The sequence below is a fragment of the Celeribacter sp. genome (assembly GCF_048266405.1).
Lineage (GTDB): Bacteria > Pseudomonadota > Alphaproteobacteria > Rhodobacterales > Rhodobacteraceae > Celeribacter.
The window spans coordinates 237,537-259,212 of sequence record NZ_JBLWZO010000005.1 but is presented as its reverse complement, the minus strand read 5'-3'; the positions used below and the strand labels follow the sequence as shown (position 1 = coordinate 259,212).

23 protein-coding genes and 2 tRNA genes are annotated in these 21,676 nt (G+C 57.9%); 18 read left to right on the top strand and 7 right to left on the bottom strand.

Features of this window, described 5'->3' with window-relative positions:
- Positions 1-307 precede the first annotated feature (307 nt).
- The 3 genes from ACN0TS_RS12175 to ACN0TS_RS12165 all read right to left on the bottom strand — a co-directional run bounded on the left by ACN0TS_RS12175 (position 308) and on the right by ACN0TS_RS12165 (position 3,380).
- Complete coding sequence (locus tag ACN0TS_RS12175; protein WP_417259627.1) at positions 308-1,396, bottom strand: quaternary amine ABC transporter ATP-binding protein; 1,089 nt, start codon at positions 1,394-1,396, stop codon at positions 308-310.
- Positions 1,389-2,276 carry an ABC transporter permease gene (locus ACN0TS_RS12170; RefSeq protein WP_417259626.1) on the bottom strand — a complete coding sequence of 296 codons (888 nt, stop codon included), beginning with the start codon at positions 2,274-2,276 and terminating at the stop codon, positions 1,389-1,391. The genes ACN0TS_RS12175 and ACN0TS_RS12170 overlap by 8 nt, the downstream gene beginning before the upstream one ends.
- A gap of 102 nt (positions 2,277-2,378) precedes the next feature.
- Positions 2,379-3,380 carry a glycine betaine ABC transporter substrate-binding protein gene (locus tag ACN0TS_RS12165; protein ID WP_417259632.1) on the bottom strand — a complete coding sequence of 334 codons (1,002 nt, stop codon included), beginning with the start codon at positions 3,378-3,380 and terminating at the stop codon, positions 2,379-2,381.
- 424 nt (positions 3,381-3,804) lie between these two features.
- Between ACN0TS_RS12165 and ACN0TS_RS12160 the strand changes: the two genes are divergently transcribed.
- From ACN0TS_RS12160 to ACN0TS_RS12150, 3 genes are all read left to right on the top strand, one after another.
- Positions 3,805-5,592: an ABC transporter transmembrane domain-containing protein gene (locus ACN0TS_RS12160; RefSeq protein WP_417259625.1), complete on the top strand. Its 1,788-nt coding sequence runs from the start codon at positions 3,805-3,807 to the stop codon at positions 5,590-5,592.
- 144 nt (positions 5,593-5,736) lie between these two features.
- On the top strand, positions 5,737-6,168 hold the full coding sequence (gene lysM, locus ACN0TS_RS12155) for a peptidoglycan-binding protein LysM (RefSeq protein ID WP_417259624.1): 432 nt from the start codon (positions 5,737-5,739) through the stop codon (positions 6,166-6,168).
- 178 nt (positions 6,169-6,346) lie between these two features.
- Complete coding sequence (locus ACN0TS_RS12150; protein WP_417259623.1) at positions 6,347-7,156, top strand: zinc-dependent peptidase; 810 nt, start codon at positions 6,347-6,349, stop codon at positions 7,154-7,156.
- 4 nt (positions 7,157-7,160) lie between these two features.
- Here the strand turns inward: ACN0TS_RS12150 and ACN0TS_RS12145 are convergent, their stop codons facing one another.
- Positions 7,161-8,279, bottom strand: coding sequence for a beta-ketoacyl-ACP synthase III (locus tag ACN0TS_RS12145; protein ID WP_417259622.1), 1,119 nt, complete (start codon positions 8,277-8,279; stop codon positions 7,161-7,163).
- Positions 8,280-8,529: 250 nt separating this feature from the next.
- Here ACN0TS_RS12145 and ACN0TS_RS12140 point away from each other — a divergent pair, with 250 nt between their 5' ends.
- Together ACN0TS_RS12140 and ACN0TS_RS12135 are read left to right on the top strand one after the other, a co-directional pair.
- Positions 8,530-10,425, top strand: a complete 1,896-nt coding sequence (locus ACN0TS_RS12140) for an acyl-CoA synthetase (protein ID WP_417259621.1) — start codon at positions 8,530-8,532, stop codon at positions 10,423-10,425.
- Positions 10,426-10,779: 354 nt separating this feature from the next.
- Positions 10,780-10,983 carry a hypothetical protein gene (locus ACN0TS_RS12135; protein ID WP_417259620.1) on the top strand — a complete coding sequence of 68 codons (204 nt, stop codon included), beginning with the start codon at positions 10,780-10,782 and terminating at the stop codon, positions 10,981-10,983.
- 176 nt (positions 10,984-11,159) lie between these two features.
- On the opposite strand, the gene ACN0TS_RS12130 is transcribed toward ACN0TS_RS12135, so the two are convergent.
- A tRNA-Thr gene (locus ACN0TS_RS12130) sits at positions 11,160-11,234 on the bottom strand.
- Positions 11,235-11,423: 189 nt separating this feature from the next.
- On the opposite strand from ACN0TS_RS12130, the gene ACN0TS_RS12125 reads away from it, so the two are divergent.
- The 11 genes from ACN0TS_RS12125 to ACN0TS_RS12075 all read left to right on the top strand — a co-directional run bounded on the left by ACN0TS_RS12125 (position 11,424) and on the right by ACN0TS_RS12075 (position 18,036).
- Positions 11,424-11,588 carry a hypothetical protein gene (locus ACN0TS_RS12125; protein WP_417259619.1) on the top strand — a complete coding sequence of 55 codons (165 nt, stop codon included), beginning with the start codon at positions 11,424-11,426 and terminating at the stop codon, positions 11,586-11,588.
- 10 nt (positions 11,589-11,598) lie between these two features.
- A complete protein-coding gene (gene murA / locus ACN0TS_RS12120; RefSeq protein WP_417259618.1) occupies positions 11,599-12,867 on the top strand; it encodes a UDP-N-acetylglucosamine 1-carboxyvinyltransferase in 1,269 nt (422 codons plus the stop codon).
- 10 nt (positions 12,868-12,877) lie between these two features.
- The gene (locus tag ACN0TS_RS12115) at positions 12,878-13,357 is read left to right on the top strand and encodes a DUF2948 family protein (protein ID WP_417259617.1); all 480 of its coding nucleotides are present in this window, start codon (positions 12,878-12,880) and stop codon (positions 13,355-13,357) included.
- 57 nt (positions 13,358-13,414) lie between these two features.
- Complete coding sequence (gene hisD / locus ACN0TS_RS12110; RefSeq protein ID WP_417259616.1) at positions 13,415-14,728, top strand: histidinol dehydrogenase; 1,314 nt, start codon at positions 13,415-13,417, stop codon at positions 14,726-14,728.
- A complete protein-coding gene (locus ACN0TS_RS12105) occupies positions 14,721-15,200 on the top strand; it encodes a UPF0262 family protein (RefSeq protein ID WP_417259615.1) in 480 nt (159 codons plus the stop codon). Before hisD ends, ACN0TS_RS12105 begins: the two co-directional genes overlap by 8 nt.
- A gap of 5 nt (positions 15,201-15,205) precedes the next feature.
- Positions 15,206-15,664 carry a low molecular weight phosphatase family protein gene (locus ACN0TS_RS12100; protein WP_417259614.1) on the top strand — a complete coding sequence of 153 codons (459 nt, stop codon included), beginning with the start codon at positions 15,206-15,208 and terminating at the stop codon, positions 15,662-15,664.
- 162 nt (positions 15,665-15,826) lie between these two features.
- On the top strand, positions 15,827-16,045 hold the full coding sequence (gene infA / locus ACN0TS_RS12095) for a translation initiation factor IF-1 (RefSeq protein ID WP_062220139.1): 219 nt from the start codon (positions 15,827-15,829) through the stop codon (positions 16,043-16,045).
- A gap of 21 nt (positions 16,046-16,066) precedes the next feature.
- Positions 16,067-16,645 carry a Maf family protein gene (locus tag ACN0TS_RS12090; protein WP_417259613.1) on the top strand — a complete coding sequence of 193 codons (579 nt, stop codon included), beginning with the start codon at positions 16,067-16,069 and terminating at the stop codon, positions 16,643-16,645.
- Entirely contained in the window at positions 16,642-17,679 is a 1,038-nt protein-coding gene (locus ACN0TS_RS12085) for a ribonuclease E/G (RefSeq protein WP_417259612.1), read from the top strand. The genes ACN0TS_RS12090 and ACN0TS_RS12085 overlap by 4 nt, the downstream gene beginning before the upstream one ends.
- Positions 17,676-17,882 (top strand): DNA gyrase inhibitor YacG, encoded by a 207-nt coding sequence (locus tag ACN0TS_RS12080; protein WP_417259611.1) that lies wholly within the window; start codon positions 17,676-17,678, stop codon positions 17,880-17,882. The genes ACN0TS_RS12085 and ACN0TS_RS12080 overlap by 4 nt, the downstream gene beginning before the upstream one ends.
- 79 nt (positions 17,883-17,961) lie before the next feature.
- A tRNA-Phe gene (locus ACN0TS_RS12075) sits at positions 17,962-18,036 on the top strand.
- Positions 18,037-18,439: 403 nt separating this feature from the next.
- Here ACN0TS_RS12075 and ACN0TS_RS12070 read toward each other — a convergent pair.
- Positions 18,440-19,189, bottom strand: a complete 750-nt coding sequence (locus tag ACN0TS_RS12070; protein ID WP_417259610.1) for an amino acid ABC transporter ATP-binding protein — start codon at positions 19,187-19,189, stop codon at positions 18,440-18,442.
- A 37-nt stretch (positions 19,190-19,226) separates the two neighbouring features.
- Positions 19,227-19,883: a GntR family transcriptional regulator gene (locus tag ACN0TS_RS12065; RefSeq protein WP_417259609.1), complete on the bottom strand. Its 657-nt coding sequence runs from the start codon at positions 19,881-19,883 to the stop codon at positions 19,227-19,229.
- A 175-nt stretch (positions 19,884-20,058) separates the two neighbouring features.
- Between ACN0TS_RS12065 and ACN0TS_RS12060 the strand changes: the two genes are divergently transcribed.
- Together ACN0TS_RS12060 and ACN0TS_RS12055 are read left to right on the top strand one after the other, a co-directional pair.
- On the top strand, positions 20,059-20,868 hold the full coding sequence (locus ACN0TS_RS12060) for an ABC transporter substrate-binding protein (protein ID WP_417259608.1): 810 nt from the start codon (positions 20,059-20,061) through the stop codon (positions 20,866-20,868).
- Positions 20,869-20,956: 88 nt separating this feature from the next.
- The gene (locus tag ACN0TS_RS12055) at positions 20,957-21,628 is read left to right on the top strand and encodes an amino acid ABC transporter permease (protein ID WP_417259607.1); all 672 of its coding nucleotides are present in this window, start codon (positions 20,957-20,959) and stop codon (positions 21,626-21,628) included.
- Positions 21,629-21,676: the final 48 nt, after the last annotated feature.

Sequence of the window (21,676 nt, the reverse complement as noted above, 5' to 3'; positions counted from 1 at the left end):
ATAACCAACTTTATCGCAATTCCAGCAAGCCTAAAACCCACAACCCCAACCTGACCCTAGGTCAAACTCGCCGCGCCGCAGAACCACAACGCAACATTTTGTGCTTATCCACAGACCAACACGCAATAAACATTAAAAGCGCCGTGAATCGGGCATCGAGGCTCCTAGAGGAATCAGCACGCGACTCGTGAAACAGGAGTAATTTTTGTGAATCGCTTCGAAAATGGACGCCCCAAAGGCCGATTTGCCACGAAAAAGGGCGACTCGTTTCCGAGCCACCCGTCTTCAACAGTATAATGTCGCCAGATCAGGCGTAGCGAACGTCGTCCCCGTCGCTCTCAAGCGGTTTGAGCGCATTGATCGCGTCATCCAAGGACACAGCCCCCAAAGGAACGCCCTTCACGGACACCACTGGGCAGGTGCTATCAGGGGCGCGGTGCAACTTTGGCAAGGCGTCCTCAATAGACATGCCGCCCGACAGCGTCGGTCCCTGCCCTGTCGCCCCTTTACGAACGATAGAACGCAGGCGCACGACCTTGGCGCGATTGATGTCCTTAATAAAGTCGGTGATGTAGTCATCCGCCGGCTTCATAATAATGTCTTGTGGATCACCCGACTGAATAATCTCCCCATCGCGCAAGATCGCGATGTTGTCGGCGATGTTGAGCGCTTCGTCGAGATCGTGGGTGATAAAGATGATCGTCTTGTGCAGCTCGGCTTGAAGCTCCAACAGGATCGACTGCATATCCGTACGGATCAGTGGATCGAGCGCCGAGAAGGCTTCGTCCATCAACAGGATGTCTGCATCCGTCGCCAAGGCACGGGCGAGGCCTACGCGTTGCTGCTGACCACCGGAGAGTTGCGAGGGGTATTGTTCCTCGAACCCGTTCAGGCCGACACGGTCAAGCCACTTGCGTGCGCGTTCGTCCCGCTCCTCTTTCGCGACGCCCTGAATTTCCAAACCGTATTCGGCATTCTCCAGCACCGTGCGGTGCGGGAAGAGGCCAAACTTCTGGAACACCATCGACATCTTAAAGCGGCGCAGATCGCGCAATTCCGAAGCGCTCATCTGCATCACGTTTTCACCATCGACCCAGATCTCGCCCTCGGTGGGTTCAATCAGTCGGTTCAGGTGGCGGATCAAAGTGGACTTGCCCGACCCTGACAGCCCCATAATGACCTGAACCTTTTGCGCAGGAATATCGAGGGTGATGTTTTTGAGGCCGAGGGCGTGACCATGCTGGTCCATCAGATCTGGTTTCGACATGCCCGCATGCACATGCTCCATGGCGCCCTGAGGATCATCCCCAAAGACCTTGAAGAGAGAGCGGATCGAAACCTTGATCTCGTCTTGGTCATCATCTGCCATTGCAGAGGTCACGTTCATACTAGTCATGGCCAGTCTCCCGATATGCCTGAAGGCGTTTGCCGTAGGTCTGGCTTACACGGTCAAAGATAATGGCGAGCGCTACGATGGCGAGACCATTCATAATGCCCAGAGCGAGGTACTGGTTCGCAATTGCTTGTAGCACAGGTGTGCCGAGGCCCTTCACGCCAATCATCGACGCGATCACGACCATAGACAGAGCCATCATGATGGTCTGGTTCACGCCAGCAAAGATGTTGGGCAAGGCGAGCGGGATTTGCACACCGAAGAGTTTCTCGCGTCCAGAAGCGCCAAAGCTCTCAGCAGCTTCCATCACATCGCGATCCACCAAGCGAATACCAAGGTTGGTCAGACGCACGATGGGTGGAATGGCGTAGATACACACGGCAATAAGCCCCGGAACCTTACCGATCCCCAACAGCATCACCACAGGGATAAGATACACAAAGGACGGGATGGTTTGCATCACGTCGAGAATAGGGGTCACAATCCGCTGCGCGATATCGGATCGCGCCATAAAGATGCCGATGGGAATGCCCACGGCGATACAGACAAATGTCGCGACAGATATAATGGCGAGCGTCGCCATCGTATTTTCCCACATGTCGAGATAGCCGATCAACAAGAAGGCAACGATCGTCCCCGCCGTGATTTTCCAAGAGCGCGCGCCCAACCATGTCAGGGCAGCGATCACGGCAATAACCAACGGCCACGGCGCGCCCGTCAGTAGTTTTTCGAAAAAGATCAAGAATTTCAGCAGCGGCGTAAAGAACGCCTCAAGTTCATCCCCGAAAGCCCGCGAAAATGTGCGGAAGCTCTCATCTATGCTTTGTTTCAACTGCGAAAGGTCGCGGCGACCCATCGAAGGAAACTCCATTAGCCAATCCATCGGTATTGATTCCCGTTTTTCCTAAAAGAAGGGGCCCGCGATAGACCGTAAACCGGATCGCGGGCCCCCAAATTTTAATCAGACCACATCAAGGGTATCCCCTTACAGTGCGCCTTTGACTTTCTCGGCAACTTCAGGGGAAACCCACTGCATCCAAACGTCCTCACGTGTCGCAAGGAATTCGTAAGCAGCATCTTCACCAGAGGCTTGGTTCTCGTTCATATAAACGAGCATGCCATTCATCACTTCACCAGGGAAAACACGGGCTTTGAAGTAGTCGGTCGCTGGGCCTGCTTTTGCGATGAACTCATCGGTCACAACAGATTCAACTGCGGATTCAATCCATGCCGTTGGCTGTGGATCAAGACAGTCTTGCTCGGGCAAGGACACACAGTTGTTCCAGTTGTCATCCCCGGCGTAATCGACTTCGAATGGCAGCATTTGCAATTCGTATTTGCCGATGACAGCCGTTGGGCTCCAATAGTAGCCAAACCATGGCTCGTCGCGCTCAACCGCTTTCGCGATAGAACCGTCAAGGCCTGCTGCCGAACCTGGATCAACCAAAGTCCAACCTTTTGCTTCCATGTCAAACGCACGGAACAAGTTGGCGTTAATCGCCTGACAGCCCCAACCCGCAGGACAGCCCATGAAGGCGCCTTTGGTTTTGTCTTCGATGTAGGGGAACAACTCGGGATGCTCGAGCAGTTTCTCGACGGTGTCGAGTTCAGGATGATCTTCCTTGAATTTCTTCGTCACCCACCAGCCTTCGCCAAGACCCGTGATCGGGCCGTCGTTGAGAGCAACCAAGGAGCCGGCTTCTTTCGCCGCTGCCAAAGGTGTCGCAACAGCGTTGATCCAAAGCTCGGGCGCAACGTCTGGCTGACCTTTTTCGTTCATGGACGTAAAGGTCGGTGTTGTGTCGCCGGTGATCAGTTCGACGTTACAGTCGTAACCTTCTTCGAGGATGATCGCGTCGACATTTGCCATGAGAGAGGCAGAGGCCCAGTTCATCTCGGCAATCGTTACGTCGCCACATTCAGCGGCAAATGCTGCACCAGCAGAGGCCGCGAGGGTCAGTGCGCTGGCCGCAATAAGTTTCGTCATAGTCATAAGTGGGAATCCTGCTTACATTCGTGTGTGTGTTCAACGATCCTACGCCTCCCTGACGCAAAAGATGGACCGCGCACCACCCCGAAATGGGCGATTTCTCCACACGTCCGTTCGCTGTTCCTCTCTAGGAACGCCCCTCTATCTATAGAGAGGCACGATCGGCGGAGCATGCGGCGAATCTACATGTTGTGGGCTTGGATGCAACCCGATTGCCCAAAATGCCCTCTCTTACCCCGCGGAACAGCCCTCCAACCGCCCGCCAAGCCCCGTCAATCTCTCCCATATAATACAGGGTGAATTCAGCCCCCGCGGCGGGTGTCTCGTGCCCTGCGGCACCATGGCCCTCCGCCAAAGGTTGCCCCGCCATAGCCGCGCCGCTATCAGTCATGCGCATAAGTAAGACCAAGAAGGATCAAACATGGCCGACGACCGCACACTTCAAGACGCCGCAGATCGCGAAAAATCCAAGCGCGTCGGCGCCTTGGCCGAGCTTTGGCCGTTCATCCGCCCTTACAAAACAATCATGGTCGGCGCGATGTTGGCCCTGATCCTCACGGCCTGTATCTCTCTCATCCTGCCCGTCGCGGTACGCCGCGTGGTGGATGGGTTTCAATCCTCGCAGGGCCTTTTGCTCGACAAATACTTCGGCGCGGCATTGGCCATTGCCTTCCTGCTCGCGCTCGGAACGGGGCTTCGATATTACCTTGTGACCCGTTTGGGCGAACGTGTGGTGGCCGACATCCGCAAAGCGGTGTTTGACCGCATGATCCGCATGTCCCCTGCGTTTTACGAGAAGATCATGACGGGCGAAGTCCTGTCGCGCATTACCACAGATACCACGCTGATCCTCTCGGTGATTGGCTCGTCCATCTCGGTCGCGCTGCGCAACTTCCTGATTTTGATCGGCGGGCTCATCTTGATGATGTTCACCTCCGCAAAGCTCACGGGCCTTGTTTTGTTGATCGTGCCCGTGGTGATTGTCCCAATCATTGTGCTCGGGCGCCGCCTGCGCAAATTGAGCCGCGAGAACCAAGAGTGGATTGCCTCCTCTTCCGGTGCAGCTTCCGAGGCACTCTTGTCGGCGCAAACGGTCCAAGCCTTCACCGCCGAAACCGAGCAGGCCCAGCGCTTTGATGATGTCACCGAGAAGAGCTTCGTCTCCGCACAAACCCGCGTCAAAACCCGTGCGGTTATGACGGTCATCGTTATCACGCTGATCTTCTTTGGTGTGGTGGGTGTACTGTGGATCGGGGCGCGTGACGTGCGTGAAGCCACCCTATCCATCGGGGAACTGGTCCAATTCGTGATCTACGCCGTGATGGTGGCAGGGGCCGCAGGGGCGCTGTCGGAAATATGGGGCGAATTGCAACGGGCCGCAGGGGCCACCGAACGTCTGGTCGAACTTCTCGGCGCTCAAGATCCCGTCCAAGACCCCGCGCATCCCGTCCCCTTCCCTACCCCCGCCAAAGGCGCGATCTCGTTCGACGCGGTGCGGTTCTCCTACCCTGCCCGCCCGTCACAGGCGGCACTGGATGGGGTCTCCTTTGACATTAAAGCGGGCGAAACCGTTGCTCTCGTCGGCCCATCGGGTGCGGGAAAATCCACGATTATTCAACTCCTTCAACGCTTTTACGAGCCACAGGAAGGCACGATTTCGATTGATGGCGTCCCCATTGCGGATATGGCGCGCAGCGATTTCCGCCGTCACATCGCACTGGTCCCCCAAGACCCTGTGATCTTTGCCGCCTCCGCCGCCGACAACATCCGCTTTGGCTCCTCGGACGCGTCTCTCGACACCGTCATCGCCGCGGCGAAAGCGGCCAATGCCGATGACTTCCTCGCCAAGCTGCCCGAAGGCTACGACACCTATGTGGGCGAACGCGGCATCATGCTGTCGGGGGGCCAGAAACAGCGCGTCGCGATTGCCCGTGCGATCCTGCGCGATGCGCCGATCCTCTTGCTCGACGAGGCCACCTCCGCGCTCGACTCCGAAAGCGAACAGGCTGTGCAAAATGCCGTCGACGAGATGTCGCGCACCCGCACCACCCTGATCGTGGCGCACCGCTTGGCCACCGTGAAAAAGGCCGACCGCATCCTTGTGTTCGAAGATGGCAAGATCGTCGCCACTGGCACCCATGACGCCTTGGTTGCCGAAGGTGGACTCTATGCCCGACTGGCCAAACTACAGTTCACGAATGGCGATTAAGGCTTTGTAACAAAAAGATAAACAACTTTACGCCCCGCTCTGACGGGGCGTAATTTTTAGGAGAAAACCCGAATTTCCGCTTTTCATTCTGCCTGTTTCCCTGTCTGATACGCGCAATCGTAATTAACCATTTGGAGTATGAACATGGGTCTGTGGAGTTTCGCGAAAAATGCTGGCAAAGCCGTCTTTGGTAAAAAAGACGACGCGCCAAACAAGGATGATCTTCTGGCGGAAATCGAAGCCCTCGGTCTTGACGCAGCAGGCGTTGAAATCGAAGTCGAAGGCGACACTGTGAAGGTCGGCGGTACGGCTGTTTCGCAAGAAGCCAAAGAGAAAATCATCATGGCTGCCGGCAACATCGAAGGCATCGCTTCGGTCGAGGATAACCTCGACGGTGACGACCCTGTGTTCCACGAAGTCAAAAAGGGCGACACGCTTTGGGGCATTGCTGCGGCTGCTCTGGGCAATGGCGCACGCTACGAAGAAATCTTCGAGGCCAACAAGCCAATGTTGTCACACCCTGACAAAATCTATCCTGGTCAGATGCTACGCATCCCACAGGACAAAAAAGCCTAAGCAACCGCTTTAGGGCATGTGTTGAGGGCGTCCCAAATGGGGCGCCCTTTTTAATATCTTTCACAGATTTGCGGCGCGGTCTTTAAAATGTTTAAAGACTTTGTGGGACGCATTTTAACACAATTTCCCCCGCCTCCCGCCCACCTCCGCGCCCGTTTTACAGGATCAACTCCCGCTCATGCCCCTCCTCGCCCTTCTCATCATCGTCGGTGTTTTGCTCTTTTTCGGAGGGCGGTTCATCGTCAGCACATTGCACAAACGGCGGCTATTGCGCCGCCCGCTCACGGCGGATCAACGCGCGATTATAGCCGCCTGTGTGCCGCTTAGCCGACGCCTGCCCACCGCCCTGCGTCCGCGCTATGAGGGAAAAATTAACCTCTTTCTCGATCAGGTCGAGGTCTTTGGCTACGAGGGCGTCGAGGTCACGGAGGCCATGCGCCTGTCGATTGCCGCGCAGGCCTGTTTGCTGATCGCGGGGACGACTGCGTGGTATGACAGCCTGCGCACGATCCTGCTCTACCCAAGTGCCTTTCGCTCGATGCAGAAACGCCGCGAGGGCTATGTGATCCGCGAGCGCAACCAAACGCGACTGGGGGAGAGTTGGCGCTATGGTCCCGTAATCCTGTCGTGGCAGCATAGTCGCGAGGGGGCCGAGGACGCCAATGATGGCAAGAACGTCGTGATCCACGAGTTTGCCCACCAACTTGACGGGCTATCGGGCGACGTCAACGGGGTGCCGACTTTGGCGCAGGGACAGAGTTTTGCGCAATGGGAGGCGGTGTTTCTCGACGCCTATACCCGCCTTGTCGCCGACGTTGCGCGCGGGACACGCAGCGTAATCGACGGTTATGGCGCCACCAATCACCAAGAGTTCTTCGCAGTCTGCACCGAAGTCTTCTTCGAGCGCCCTGCCGACTTGAAGGCCGAAGAACCTGCGCTCTACGCGCAGTTCTCAACACTGTTTCAGATGGACCCTGCGGCGTGGTGAGGGGTTAGACCCGCTCCACAATCACCGAGCCAACCGAGTAACCCGCCCCGAACGAACAGATCAGGCCTTTGTCGCCTGCCGCCATATCGTCCGAGTGTTTTGCAAAGGCGATGATGGAGCCTGCTGACGAGGTATTGGCGTAGTCCTGCAAGATGTTGGGCTGCTCGCCCGCTTCGGGTTCACGTCCCAGAACCTTTTTGCCAATGTAGTCGTTCATGGATTTGTTGGCTTGGTGCAGCCAGAGCCGTGACAGATCGTCAGCCACGACGCCTTCGCGGTCGAGATGGGATTTGATGTGTTTCGAGACGAGGGGCAGCACCTCTTTGAACACCTTGCGGCCATTTTGCATGAACTGCATGTCACGGCGGTCGTCCATCTGGTCGTGGGCGCGGCGCAAGAAGCCAAAGTTGTTGCGGATATTGTTGGAAAACTGCGTGGCGCAGGCGGTCGAGAGCACCTTGAACTGCGGATTTTGCGCAATATCGCCCGCCTCAAGCAGGACGGCGGTGGCCACATCGCCAAAGATAAAGTGGCAATCGCGGTCGCGCCACTCAAGGTGGCCGGAGGTCACTTCGGGAGAGATCACAAGCGCACGGGTGGCCGAGCCGCCACGGATCATATCGGCGGCGGCCTGAATGCCGAAGGTGGCGGAGGAACAGGCGACGTTCATATCAAAAGCAAAGCCGCCCGCGTCCAGAAGCTGTTGGATTTCAACGGCCATCGCAGGATAGGCGCGTTCCATATTGGAGGCGGCGACAATCACGAGGTCCACATCCGAGGAAACCACGCCCGCCTGTGCCAAGGCGTCTTTGGCAGCGGCGCAGCCCATCTCGGCCATCAGGGACGGTTCGTCATCGGCGCGGGGCGCATAGCGCGGACACATGCGGGCGGGATCAAGCGTGCCTTCTTTGTCCATCACGTAGCGCTGCTCGATGCCCGAGGCCGCAACGATGAAGTCGGAGGACGACGGGGCTTTCGCCACGATCTCGCCTGCGGCAATGCCTTCGGCGTTTTCAGCGTTGAACAGCTCCACATAGGCATTGAAGGACGCCACGAGTTCGTCATTAGTGATGACATGGGGAGGTGTGAACACACCGCTGCCGCTAATGAATACGTCCGCCATACCGAGGTCTCTCCTTATGTTATGCGCTAACGCTACCCGCGCTTGCCTGCGAGGTCCAGAAGTGCGCGGCGACATTCGTAAGGATGACGTCGCGTTCAGCATGACTGCGGGAGACGTGACGCTGCGTAGTGGAGAGCGCGGCGAGGCTTGCGCGATGCGATAATTCTACGCACAATCAAAGGTAAGAGGAGAGACCCCCAAGGCGCGATTTGCCCTTGGCTGAGGTCGACGGGGAGGAAAGGGAGATATCATGGCGTCAGATTTCAGTTCATATGAGGCACGCAACGCAATCCATAATGAGATGGCGTGGGAGGACCGCGACGTCGCCAAAACCGTTTACGGGCTTTTGAGCGATACGACGTCGAAATTTCCAGACCGCCCCGCCTTTTCCTATCAGATCACCTCTGGTCCCAAAGATAAGAAAGAGACCCTGACATGGCGGGCGTATCACGCCAAGGTCACGCAGGCGGCGAACCTGTTTCGCAAGCTCGGCATCGGTGAGAAAGACACCGTCGCCTATATCATGCCCAACTGCCATGAAACGGCGATCACCTTTGTCGGGGGTATGGTTGCGGGGATCGTGAACCCGATCAACCCGCTGCTCGAACCCGAACAAATGGCCGCGATCCTGCGCGAAACGGGCGCGAAGGTTGTCGTCACGCTCAAAAGCTTCCCCAAAACGGACGTGGCCCAAAAGGTGGCCGAGGCCGTGCGCCACGCCCCTGCGGTCAACACCGTGCTTGAGGTGGATTTGCTGCGCTACCTCAGCCCACCCAAAAGCTGGATCGTGCCGCTCATCCGCCCGAAAAATCCAACGGCTATTGCCCATCACGCCGACCTGCTCGACTTCAACGCCGAACTGGCAAAGATGCCCACGACACTGCAATTCGAGGACGAGCAAAAAGACCGCGTTGCCGCCTATTTCCATACGGGCGGGACAACGGGCATGCCGAAGGTGGCACAGCACACCTATTCGGGCATGATCTACAACGGTTGGCTCGGGACACGTCTTCTCTTTGACGAAAAAGACGTGATCATGTGTCCGCTGCCGATGTTCCATGTGTTTGCCTGTCACGTCATCATGATGGCGCAGTTCACATCGGGCGCACATGGCGTCTATCCGACCCCTGCGGGCTATCGCGGCGAGGGCGTCTTCGACAACTTCTGGAAGTTGGTCGAGCGCTATCGCGTCACTTTCATGATCACCGTGCCCACAGCCATGTCCGCGCTGATGCAGCGGCCTGTGGATGCCGACATCTCGTCGATCAAGACCGCATTTTCGGGATCTTCCCCCCTCCCGGTCGAGCTCTACAAACGGTTCGAGCAAGCCACTGGCGTTGAGGTAATCGAGGGCTACGGCCTCACGGAGGCCACATGTCTCACCTCGATCAACCCCGTGGGTGGCGTCAAGAAAATCGGCTCCGTCGGGATTCCCTTCCCGCATTGTGACGTCAAAATCCTGCGCGATGGACCAGACGGCCCAATCGAATGCGGCGTTGATGAAATCGGTGAGATTTGCATCGACAACCCGGGCGTTTACGCAGGCTCGACCTACACGGAAGTGGACAAGAACCACGACCTGTTCCACCACGATGTCTACCTACGCACAGGCGATTTGGGGCGCATCGACAGCGATGGCTACATCTGGATCACGGGCCGCGCTAAAGACCTGATCATCCGCGGCGGTCACAACATCGACCCCGCCGAGATCGAGGAAGCGCTCGCAGGACACGAGGCCGTCGCCATGGTCGGCGCTATCGGCCAACCCGATGCGCATGCGGGCGAAATTCCCTGTGCCTATGTGGAACTGGTCGCGGGGGCATCCGTCTCCGTCGAGGAGCTGATGGAGTATGCCAAGGTGCATATCCACGAACGCGCCGCGATCCCGAAACACATCGAGATTCTCGACGAGTTGCCAAAGACGGGCGTGGGCAAAATCTTCAAACCCGACCTGCGCAAAGCGGCGATCACCCGCGTCTACAACGCAGCGCTGGAAAAAGCGGGCCTGAGCGCGCGCGTGATCTCTGTGATCGACAGCAAGAAGCGCGGGCTTGTGGCCCAACTCGACCCTGCGGCGAAGGGCGAATCCGACGCGGTCACAACCTGCCTTGGGGCCTTCACCAACCCGTGGGAATGGGCCGAATAGAGACGTTTTTAACGACTCCTCTCGAAGAAACCCAACAAAACGCGCGGTCCTTTGCCACGGCAAGGGGCCGCGCAATCCGTTTCAGCGCCTGTCCTCGCCTCGCAGACCACCCCATCGGCGGTCTGTCGCTCATCTGCAAACATCTATTGAATGCAAGGCCTTACCCGCCTAGTCACGGGGAGTGAGGCCGTCGCCACAAATAAAGCTGGCAAGAAACGTAACGGCACGCTTTACGCAGGGGCAGTTAGCACTTATTAACAAAGTGTTAACAAGTGGACGCCTTAAACATTTTGTCCATAGGTTTTAGTCATAAGTATTGTGTGCGATTCGATGTTTTAGGGGAGTTCGGATATTATGCTAGCGAACGTCATTTTTTCACTGGTCTGCGGCTTTGCCGTTGCTGTGTCGCTTTACTTTGTCGGCGCTCCCCTTTGGCTTTCCGTCATCGGATACGGATTGGGCGGCGCGATTGCACTCGTATCTCTCTCGCTGCGCGGCTACCTCAAAACCGCCCCCCAGTCCTCCCAGATCGACAACACCGCACATCTGCGCACCTAGAAGCCACTCATCGCGCCTATTATAAAGCGCCCCCATAACAATCTGCACGTTCGGATCGGCACACAAGCCGAGCCAAACCCATGCGCCCTCCCCCACATCACACCACCGCCCGTACGAGGGGAAAAGGTGGCATGTCATCCATGCCACGGAGATCAAGTCTAATTTCTTGGGAAAACTGGTGCTGCTGGAGAGAATTGAACTCTCGACCTCTCCCTTACCAAGGGAGTGCTCTACCTCTGAGCTACAGCAGCGCCGTGGGCGGCTGATTAGACGCTCAGGCGGGTCGGTGCAAGAGGTATTTGTCGAAAAATACCCGTGACGTTCCGATTTTGGCGGGTGGGTGGTTTCAAGGCCGCCCGCGTGAGGCCTTTTGATCGAGACGGTGTGACCCGCGCGGCCAGCACTGGACGGGCCGCGCCCCTTTGGCTACATGGGAAGTGATGAATAGAAAACCCGATCATACCACTGGCGCAAAAACGCCCGCTTCGAGCCGCGAAGCACGACTCAAGGCGGCGCTGAAGGCCAATCTCGCACGGCGCAAGAAACAGGCACGCGCGCGGGCGGCGGACGAGACGGTTCACACCAACGATAACGATAAAGCGTGAGGCGAGAGTAATGGATAGTATTTTGGTACGCGGCGGTGGCCCGCTTAACGGGGACATCGAAATCGCGGGGGCAAAGAACGCCTGTTTGACGCTGATGCCCGCGACCCTGCTCTCGGAAGAGCCGCTGACTCTGACCAATGCGCCGCGCCTGTCCGATATCAAGACCATGACCGCGCTCCTGTCCTCGCTTGGCGCCGAGGTGTCCTCGCTCCATGAGGGCAAGGTGCAAGCCATGTCGTGTCACGGCGAGATCACCCCCTTGGCCGACTACGAAATCGTGCGCAAGATGCGGGCCTCCAACCTCGTGCTTGGGCCGCTTCTGGCGCGTCTGGGCCATGCGGTTGTCTCGCTTCCGGGCGGCTGTGCGATTGGTGCGCGTCCAATGGATTTGCACACCACGGCGCTTGAGGCGCTTGGCGCAGAGATCGAGTTGAAAGACGGCTACCTGCACGCCACGGTCAAAGGTGGACGTCTCAAAGGGGCCGTTCACAAAATGCGCTTCCCCTCTGTGGGCGCGACCGAAAACTTCCTGATGGCGGCCTCGCTGGCCAAGGGCACATCGGTGTTGGAAAACGCCGCACGCGAACCCGAGATCATCGACCTTTGCGATTGCTTGCGTGCTATGGGCGCACAGATCGAGGGCGACGGCACATCGCGGATCGAAATTCAGGGTGTAGACCGTCTGCACGGCGCAACCCACCCCGTTGTGACCGACCGTATCGAGCTTGGCACCTTTATGCTTGCGCCCGCGATTTGCGGCGGCGAAGTGACCTGTCTGGGTGGCAAGATGCGCCTCGTGGAGAGCTTTGTCGAGAAGCTGAACGCGGCGGGCATCGACGTGCAGGAAAACGAGCGCGGCCTGACCGTCAAACGCACAGGCGAACGCGTCAAAGCGGTGGATGTGATCACCGAGCCCTTCCCCGGCTTCCCGACCGATCTGCAAGCGCAGATGATGGCGCTGCTGTGCACCGCTGACGGCACGTCCGTGCTTGAGGAAACCATTTTCGAGAACCGCTTCATGCACGCACCCGAGTTGATCCGCATGGGCGCTGACATCGACGTTCACGGCGGGAAGGCCATCGTGACGGGCGTGGGTAAGCTCAAAGGCGCCCGCGTCATGGCGACCGACCTACGGGCCTCTGTGTCGCTGATCCTCGCGGGTCTGGCCGCAGAAGGCGAAACAGTCGTGAGCCGCATTTACCACCTTGATCGTGGCTACGAGTTCGTCGAGCGCAAACTGTCAGGCATCGGCGCACAAATTGAACGCATCCAAACCTAAGGGATAGACAATGGTCGAAGACGCACGCTTCGAAGATGGCGGAGAACGCCCCCTCTCTCTCAAGGCTCTTGATGCCGAAGACCTCACCGTGATTTCGGCACTGGTCCAAGACGCTGTAGTGCCCGTGGGCGAGATGTCATATGACGCCAACAAACGCCGCTTTGCCATGTTGCTCAACCGCTTCCGTTGGGAAGACGTCGAGGCCGCGCAGGCGCGGGGCCGTGCGGTGGAGCGCGTGCAAACGGTTCTGCTGTTCGACGACGTGATCAAAGCCCGCTCAATGGGCGTGGACGGGCGCGACACAGAGACGATTGTTTCGGTTCTGGCTCTCACGTTCGAGGCAGGGCCAGATGGCACGGGACGCGTCGAAATCACCCTTGCGGGGGATGGCGCGATCGCTCTGGACGTAGAGACCATCGACGCCACGCTCAAGGACGTGACACGCCCCTATGTGGCCCCCTCTCATAAAGTGCCGACCCACGACGCCTGAATGCGGGCGCTTGCCCGTCTGCCACCTGCGCGATATGTGAGGATCAAGGAGACCACGATGCCCCACTTTCTGAACTCTGCCGACACCGACTTCGAAGACCGCTTTACCGCTCTTCTCGCCATGAAACGCGAGGATAGCCCTGATGTGGATGATGTCGTCGCAGGGATCATTGCCGATGTGCGCGCCCGTGGCGATGCTGCGGTGTTGGAGCTGACCGAAAAATTTGACCGCATGCCGCTTACCGCCGACAAGCTGCGGTTTTCCGATGCGGAAATCGACGCGCTCTGTGCGCAGGTCTCTGCCGAAGAACGCGCTGCGCTTGAACTGGCCGCCGAGCGCATCCGCGCTTACCACGTGCGCCAGATCCCCGACGACCAGATGTGGACCGACCCCGACGGGGCAACGCTCGGGTGGCGGTGGTCGCCTGTCGCCGCTGCGGGGCTGTATGTGCCTGGTGGTTTGGCCTCTTATCCCTCGTCGGTGTTGATGAACGCTATCCCCGCAAAGGTTGCGGGCGTGACGCGTCTGGCCATTACCGTGCCGACACCTGATGGCGTGGCCAACCCCTTGGTGTTACTTGCCGCGCGGATCGCGGGTGTGGACGAGATTTACCGCATCGGCGGCGCACAGGCCATTGCCGCCCTCGCCTATGGCACGGACAGCATCGCCCCCGTGGACAAGATCACCGGACCGGGCAATGCCTTTGTCGCCGCTGCCAAGCGTCGCGTCTTTGGCAAGGTCGGCATTGATATGATCGCGGGTCCGTCCGAGATTCTGGTCATCGCTGACAAGCACAATGATCCCGACTGGATCGCGGTTGACCTGATGTCTCAGGCCGAACACGACGAGAGCGCCCAATCCGTCCTCATTACCGATGACGCCGCCTTTGGCCGCGCCGTGGCCGAGGCTGTCGACAAGCGCCTTGAGACCCTTGAGCGCCGCGCCATTGCGGGCAAGTCTTGGGCTGATTTCGGCGCAGTTATCACCGTGCGCGACCTTGATGAGGCAGCAGAACTGTCGGACCGTTTCGCCCCTGAACACCTTGAGCTTTGCGTCGAAGATCCAGAAGCCCTAAGCGCGAAAGTCACCCATGCGGGCGCGATTTTCCTCGGGGCCTATACGCCCGAAGCGATTGGCGACTACATCGGCGGGCCGAACCACGTTCTGCCCACCGCCCGCTCTGCACGATTCTCCTCGGGCCTGTCCGTCCTTGATTTCATGAAGCGGACAACATTGGCCAAGATGACGCCGCAAGCCTTGGCTGCCATTGGACCCGCCGCCGAGCGCCTCGCCAAATCCGAGAGCCTTGAGGCGCACGGTCTGTCTGTGCGGGCGCGTCTCGACCGTCTCAACGGGGGCGGCAATGAGTAAACTGGTCGCCATCACAATCGACGACGAGGGATTGGCCCCGCCGACCCCCGAGATCGAACAGGAGCGCAAGGTCGCGATCTTTGACCTGCTCGAAGACAACAGTTTCGGCCTGCCCGCCCGCGAGGACCGCGAGGTTCCAAAAGGACCATTCAAACTGTTGCTGTGCATCCGCGACCGCCGTTTGGTGTTCGATTTGTCCAATGAGGCCGACGATAAAGTGGCAGAATTCCACATGTCGCTCGGCCCCTTCCGTCAGGTCGTCAAAGACTACTTCCAGATTTGCGAAAGCTATTTCGACGCCGTCAAAACCATGCCCCCGTCGCAAATCGAGGCCATCGACATGGCGCGGCGCGGCATTCACAACGAGGGTGCGCGGGTGTTGCAAGAACGTCTTGAGGGCAAGGCCGACGTTGATACCATGACCGCCCGTCGCCTGTTCACCCTGATCTGTGTGCTACACTGGGGGGCGTGAGCGACATGACCGCAGAACTGCCTCACTCTGTCTTGTTCTGCTGTGACCACAACGCCGTTCGCTCCCCGATGGCCGAAGGCCTGATGAAGAAATTCTACGGCACCGATAGCTATGTCCAATCCGCAGGTGTCAAAAGCGACATGGAGATCGACGGATTCTCTGTCGCGGTCTGCGAAGAGATGGGAATCGCCCTGCATCGGCATCGTTCGCGTTCCTTTGATGACATGAAGGACTGGGGAGATGACATTTCCTCCTACGATCTTGTCATCGCTCTGTCGCCCGCATCGCAGCGACAAGCTCTTGAAATGACGCGCTGTTATCACTTGGACGTGGAATACTGGCCCATCATGGACCCCACGGGTATTGGCGAAACGCGCGAGGAAAAGCTCGACGCCTACCGCCAGACCCGCGATCAGATTATCGCCCGCATGACCGCGCGCTTCGGGCCACCAAAAGAGTGCTGACGCTCTGGTGAGGGCGCTTTTTTCGGAATTTGGCGACGAAAACCCCACATCCTGTGGCCAAAACACCGCATTAGGGTGAAATCAGCCTTGAAAATCTACGATCAAAGGCGCATTTACTGCACGCATCCGCAGATTGGCGGGTGAGTTAAACATGGAGTGAACATGGCCAAGGAAGAATTGCTCGAATTTCCCGGTGTCGTTAAGGAACTCCTGCCGAACGCGACATTCCTGGTCGAGCTGGAAAACGGCCATACGATCATCGCTCACACGGCAGGCAAAATGCGCAAAAACCGCATTCGCGTTCTCGCAGGCGACAAGGTACAGGTCGAGATGACCCCCTACGATCTGACCAAGGGTCGGATCAACTATCGCTTCCGCTAAACGCGGCGGCGCGGTTCCCACATGAAACTGATCCTAGGTTCAGGAAGCCCGCGCCGGAAGGACCTTCTGGCGCAGCTTGGGCTTGTGCCCGACGACATTCGGTCCCCCGACATTGATGAAACGCCCGCCAAGGGCGAATTGCCCCGCCCCTATTGCGCCCGTATGGCGCGGGAAAAGGCGATGGCGGTTGAACGCGCACCCGACGAGATAGTCCTGTGCGCCGATACCACTGTGGCCTTGGGCCGTCGCATTATGGGCAAACCCGAAGACGAAAAAGAGGCTGCGGCCTTTTTGCTTGCAATGGCGGGGCGTCGTCACAAGGTGATTACGGCCGTGGCCGTGGCTCATGGCGCGCGCGTCCTCGAATCTGTCGTCGTCACGACCGTCAAGATGAAGCGCCTCTCAGACAATGAGCTGAACACCTACCTCGCCTCGGGCGATTGGAAGGGCAAAGCCGGCGGCTACGGCATCCAAGGCCCCGCAGGTGCATTCATCCCGTGGATTCAGGGCAGCTACACAGCCGTGATGGGATTGCCCGTGGCCGAAACCGCAAACCTGCTCCTCGCAGCAGGCTACCCCGTATACGGAGAGACATCATGAAGGGCAGCGTCATTGCACTTGGCGAGATTAACGGCAACCGCGCGGCGGCCCTGATCCGTGACGGCAAACTCGACGATTTTGTGGTGGATGCGGATGACACCGCCGCCCCTGCCCCCGGCTCTATTTTTCGCGCCAAGGGCGGGCGCTTGCTAAAGGGGATGGGCGGCGCACTGCTTGATCTGCCCGACGGCGAGCAGGCCTATCTGCGCGGCTCCAAGGGGCTCAAGCCCGGCGCGCCGATGTTGGTGCAAGTCACGCACATCGCCGAAGAGGGCAAAGCAGTGCCTGTCACCACGCGACTGCTGTTCAAATCGAAATACTGCATCGTCACGCCTGATGCGCCGGGTCTCAACATTTCCCGCGCGATCAAGGATGAAGATGAATTGCTGCGCCTTCACGATCTGGCGAGCGCTGGCATGGAGGAGGCTGACGAGGCCTTCGGTGTGATTCTGCGCTCCGCCTGCGAGGGCGCGTCGGATGATGACATCCTCGAAGACATCACCGCCATGCGCAATCTGGCCGAGGCCGTGACCGCCGATGTGGCGGGCGATCCCGAATTGCTCGTCTCTGGCCCCGATGCGTGGGAAACCGCGTGGCGCGATTGGTCCTCCGATATGTTCGACGACAGCGAGGATGCGTTTGAAAATCATGGCGTGATGGAACTCATCGACGGTATTCGCGCCATCAAGGCCCCTCTCACAGGCGGCGCCTTTGCCTATATCGAACAGACCCGCGCGATGGTCACAGTGGACGTCAACACGGGCGGTGCCTTTTCCCCCGCCGCAGGAACAAAAGCCAATATTGCGCTGGCCCGCGACCTGTCGCGTCAACTGCGTGTCCGCGGCCTTGCAGGGCAGATCATCCTCGATCTGGCCCCTATGCCCAAGAAAGAACGCCGCCAGTTCGAGCAGGCGCTCAAAGCAGGGTTCAAAGCCGAAGGTGGCGATGTTGTCCTTGCGGGCTGGACGCCACTTGGCAACTTCGAGATTCAGAAAAAACGCACAAGATTGCCCGTCGCACAGGTGATCCGATGAGCTGTCCCGTTTGCAAACAAGAGAGCGTGGCGGCCTACCGCCCCTTTTGCTCCAAACGCTGTGCTGACATCGACCTCGGGCGATGGATGAACGGCTCCTATGCGATCCCGTCCGAGCGGGAATTCGACCCCGAAGAGGTCGCAAAAGCCCTCCAAGAGGCAGAAGAGGATGAAAATCCTGATGGCACCAATAAACCCCACTAAATTCTTCAAATTCCCTCTGGACACCTGACCGCCCTACGACTAGAAACCGCCTACCCGAACGCAACAGCGTTCTTCCGGTGCCCGGGTAGCTCAGGGGTAGAGCAGTGGATTGAAAATCCTCGTGTCGGTGGTTCGAATCCGCCCCTGGGCACCATTTTTACTCAACATGTCAGGCTAAAAAGCGGACGCGGGTGACGCGGGCTTGTGTCTTTTTGATGTGGGGTCTTGTGAGATGTCTGAGTGCGTTCGCCAGGAGGGGAATGAGGGATTGCGGGGCCGCCGCACTCTAAGAAGTCTGTCGGGTTTTCACACCGCGCCGCTCGATGCTCATTTTCTATGATGCGAACCAAATTAAGGCGGCGCTGGATTGCAGTGCGCCGCCCCTTCTTCGCCCCGCCCCCTAAACCGATCCAAGGAATCAGGAACCCTGTAGCATACAAATCCACGCTTCCGTCCAACGACTGCAAACGTCAGACATCAAAACTCAAAACCGTCTGCGGCGCCCCATGAGACGCTTCGCAATGACCGCCGTCAGGTGAGTGCATTAGGCCAAGTGCCTAATGGCCGAAAATCTGGCTGAGGAAAACCTTCGTACGCTCATGTTGTGGCGCATCGAAAAACGGCTCAGGCGCGTTTTCTTCGACGATTTCGCCCTGATCCATAAAGATCACCCGATCGGCCACGCGGCGGGCGAACCCCATCTCGTGGGTGACGCACAGCATGGTCATTCCCTCGTCTGCCAGCTCGATCATCGTATCAAGCACCTCTTTGATCATTTCGGGATCGAGGGCCGATGTCGGCTCGTCAAACAGCATGATCCGCGGCTTCATACACAAGGACCGCGCGATGGCGACACGTTGCTGTTGGCCACCTGAAAGCTGCTCGGGGTATTTATGAGCCTGATCAGCAATGCGTACTTTTTCCAGAACCGCGAGTGCCGCCTCCGTCGCATCCGCGCGTGACACGCCGCGCACAGACATCGGGGCAAGGATGCAGTTTTCCAGAATCGTCATGTGCGGGAACAGGTTGAACTGTTGAAAACACATGCCAACCTCGGAGCGGATTTTGCCGATATTCTTGGTGTCGTTGGTCAACTCAACGCCGTCGACAATGATCTGCCCCTCTTGGTGCATTTCAAGACGGTTTATGCAGCGGATCAGGGTGGATTTCCCTGACCCCGACGGCCCCGCAATCACGATGCGCTCGCCTTGCTTCACGGTCAGGTCTATGCCCCGCAAGACTTGAAACGTGCCGTACCATTTGTTGAGGCCTGAAATAGAGATGGCTGGAGAAGTATCTTGGGTCATGTGGAGTATCCTGGGTCTCGAGGGGAAAAGGTTTGGCTCACCAATCGGGTAAGTCCATCATGCGGCGATAACTTTCTTCGCCAGCGAGCACGTAGCGAAAAAGGACTAACTCGACATGTGCGGCATTACGGTTGGTGAAAGCGTGAAGCATTTGACGCTGGAGCTCAATGAGTGCCTGCGAGGAACGTGCATCGCTTAGCGTTGCAAAACGCACAGCCTGGATTTGGGACATATACCGCAAGATCGTGTCACGCAGCTCGACGTTTGGCACAGCCATAATCCACGTGCGCCGAATGACTTCTGATGCAGAATGAAGACTCTCTACATCACCCGTTTCAAGTGTTTTTTCCGCCTGAATCACAGCCCCCTCAAGCGCATCAAGGTCGGCCTGGGTCAGGTTTGCGGTCGCGAGTGCGGCAGCGCGCGGCTCAAGCAGACGACGCAACTCGAAAATCTCCAAGATCTGTTCGGGCTTCATGTTCGGCAGCATAAAGCCGCGTGTTGTACTGGTCAGATAGCCCTCATGTGTAAGCCGCATCAACGCATCGCGCACCGGCATTCTCGACACATTAAGTTCCGCCGCGATAGCCGTATCCACAAGCCGATCCGTATGTGAAATCTGGCCACGCTGAATGCGCGCCAGATAGGTGTCATAGATTCGGTCTTTGATATGGCGCTTCGGCGTACCCGACATGGCGACCCCCAGAACAGTATTCTAATTTTTAAGCATCATAAGCAGACATCGCCAAATCAGTAAAGAAAAAGCTTTAGGTTTAAATAAAATGTTTACATCCGTATACTGAATGTGCCAACGATATGTCATCAAAGACGCAAAAACGCACTTCACTCCACAACAGGGAACCCTTCAAATGACATCTAGACGCACCATTCTCGCAACCCTTGCACTGGCCACTGTCACCGCTTTTTCTGGCGTAAGCGCCATGGCGAAAGACACTCTGCGTGTTGGCTCCTACCCATCGAATCCCCCGTGGGAATTCAAAAATGAAGCCGGCGAATTTGAAGGCTTTGAAGTCGACATCATCAACGAAGTCGCAAAACGCCTCGACATGGACGTCGACATCAAAGGTCTCGACTTCCGCGCCCTTTTCGTCGCATCAGCATCGGGCCGTGTAGACGCCGTCATCTCCTCGCTGACCACCACAGAGGAACGCCTCGAAGCGCAATCCTTCACCCAACCCTATTTCCTGGGCGCACTTGGTGTCGGTACGAAAGATACCGCTGGGATCACCGAAATTTCTGACCTCAAAGACAAGCGCGTTGGCGCCATCGCAACCTCTTTCGGCGAGGCATGGGTCAAAGAGCGCGAAGAAGAGCTGGGCTACACTTCTTACTCCAGCTACGACAGCACAGCGAACATGCTGACCGACCTTCGCAACGGACGCATTGACGCCGCGGTGAACGACATTGTTGGCCTGCGCTATTCCTTCGCGCAAACGCAAGACAGCAGCCTTCAGGTGCCCGTTGAAATCCCAACAGGCGACCTCTTCGCGATCATGATGCCGAAGAACTCCGACAAGTTGGAAATGGTCAACGATGCGATTTCCGCCATGAAAGAAGACGGCACTATGGCCGAACTCTTTGAAAAATGGATGGGCGTTGCCCCTGCTGCAGGCAGCGTCACAGTGACACCAATGCCCTTTCCTACCTTGGCCAAGTAAGCCAACCAGACAGCCCAGCACTCCCTTGCTGGGCTGTTCGCCCCCACCAAGATGACGCGCCCCTTGCGTCTGTGCGACCGGAGTTTCCATGGAAATCATCGACATCTTCTTCAACATCGACGTGATGCGTCGCGCCTTTCCGATCATCATGCGCGGCTTGATGAACACGCTTCTTTTGGGAAGTGCGGCTATTATCCTTGGTGGAGCCTTGGGTATTCTGGTCTGCCTTGTGCGCCTGTATGCGCCCCGTCCCTTCCAGCTTTTGGCGATCTTTTATACCGACATTTTTCGCGCCATCCCCGTGCTGGTGGTGCTCATTCTTGTCTACTACGCCCTACCCTTTGCAGGCATTGTTTTATCCTCATTCGTCGCGGCGACCGTCGCCCTTGCGGTGGTCCTCGCGGCCTACACCGCCGAAGTTGTCCGCGCAGGCATTCAAGCCGTCCCCAAGGGGCAATTCGAGGCCTGTGATGCACTCGGCCTGTCGTTTGCCACCACGATGCGCAAAGTCATTTTACCCCAAGCCTTCCGTATGATGATCCCGCCACTGGCGTCCTACGGCGTGGCAATTATCAAGGACACATCGCTGGCCTCGGTTGTGGCTATGGACGACCTGCTCAAACAGGCCACAGATGCCCAAGCGCTCTTCGCGAACCCGACACCGCTGCTTTTGGCCGCGATGGTCTACATCGCGATCCTTTGGCCGCTCGTGCGCCTCACGGGATGGCTCGAAGAGCATTTCAAACGCGGCTACCGCTAAGCCCCCCATATTTCGCGCAGCCCCTGCGCAACGCATTCAATCGGAGAC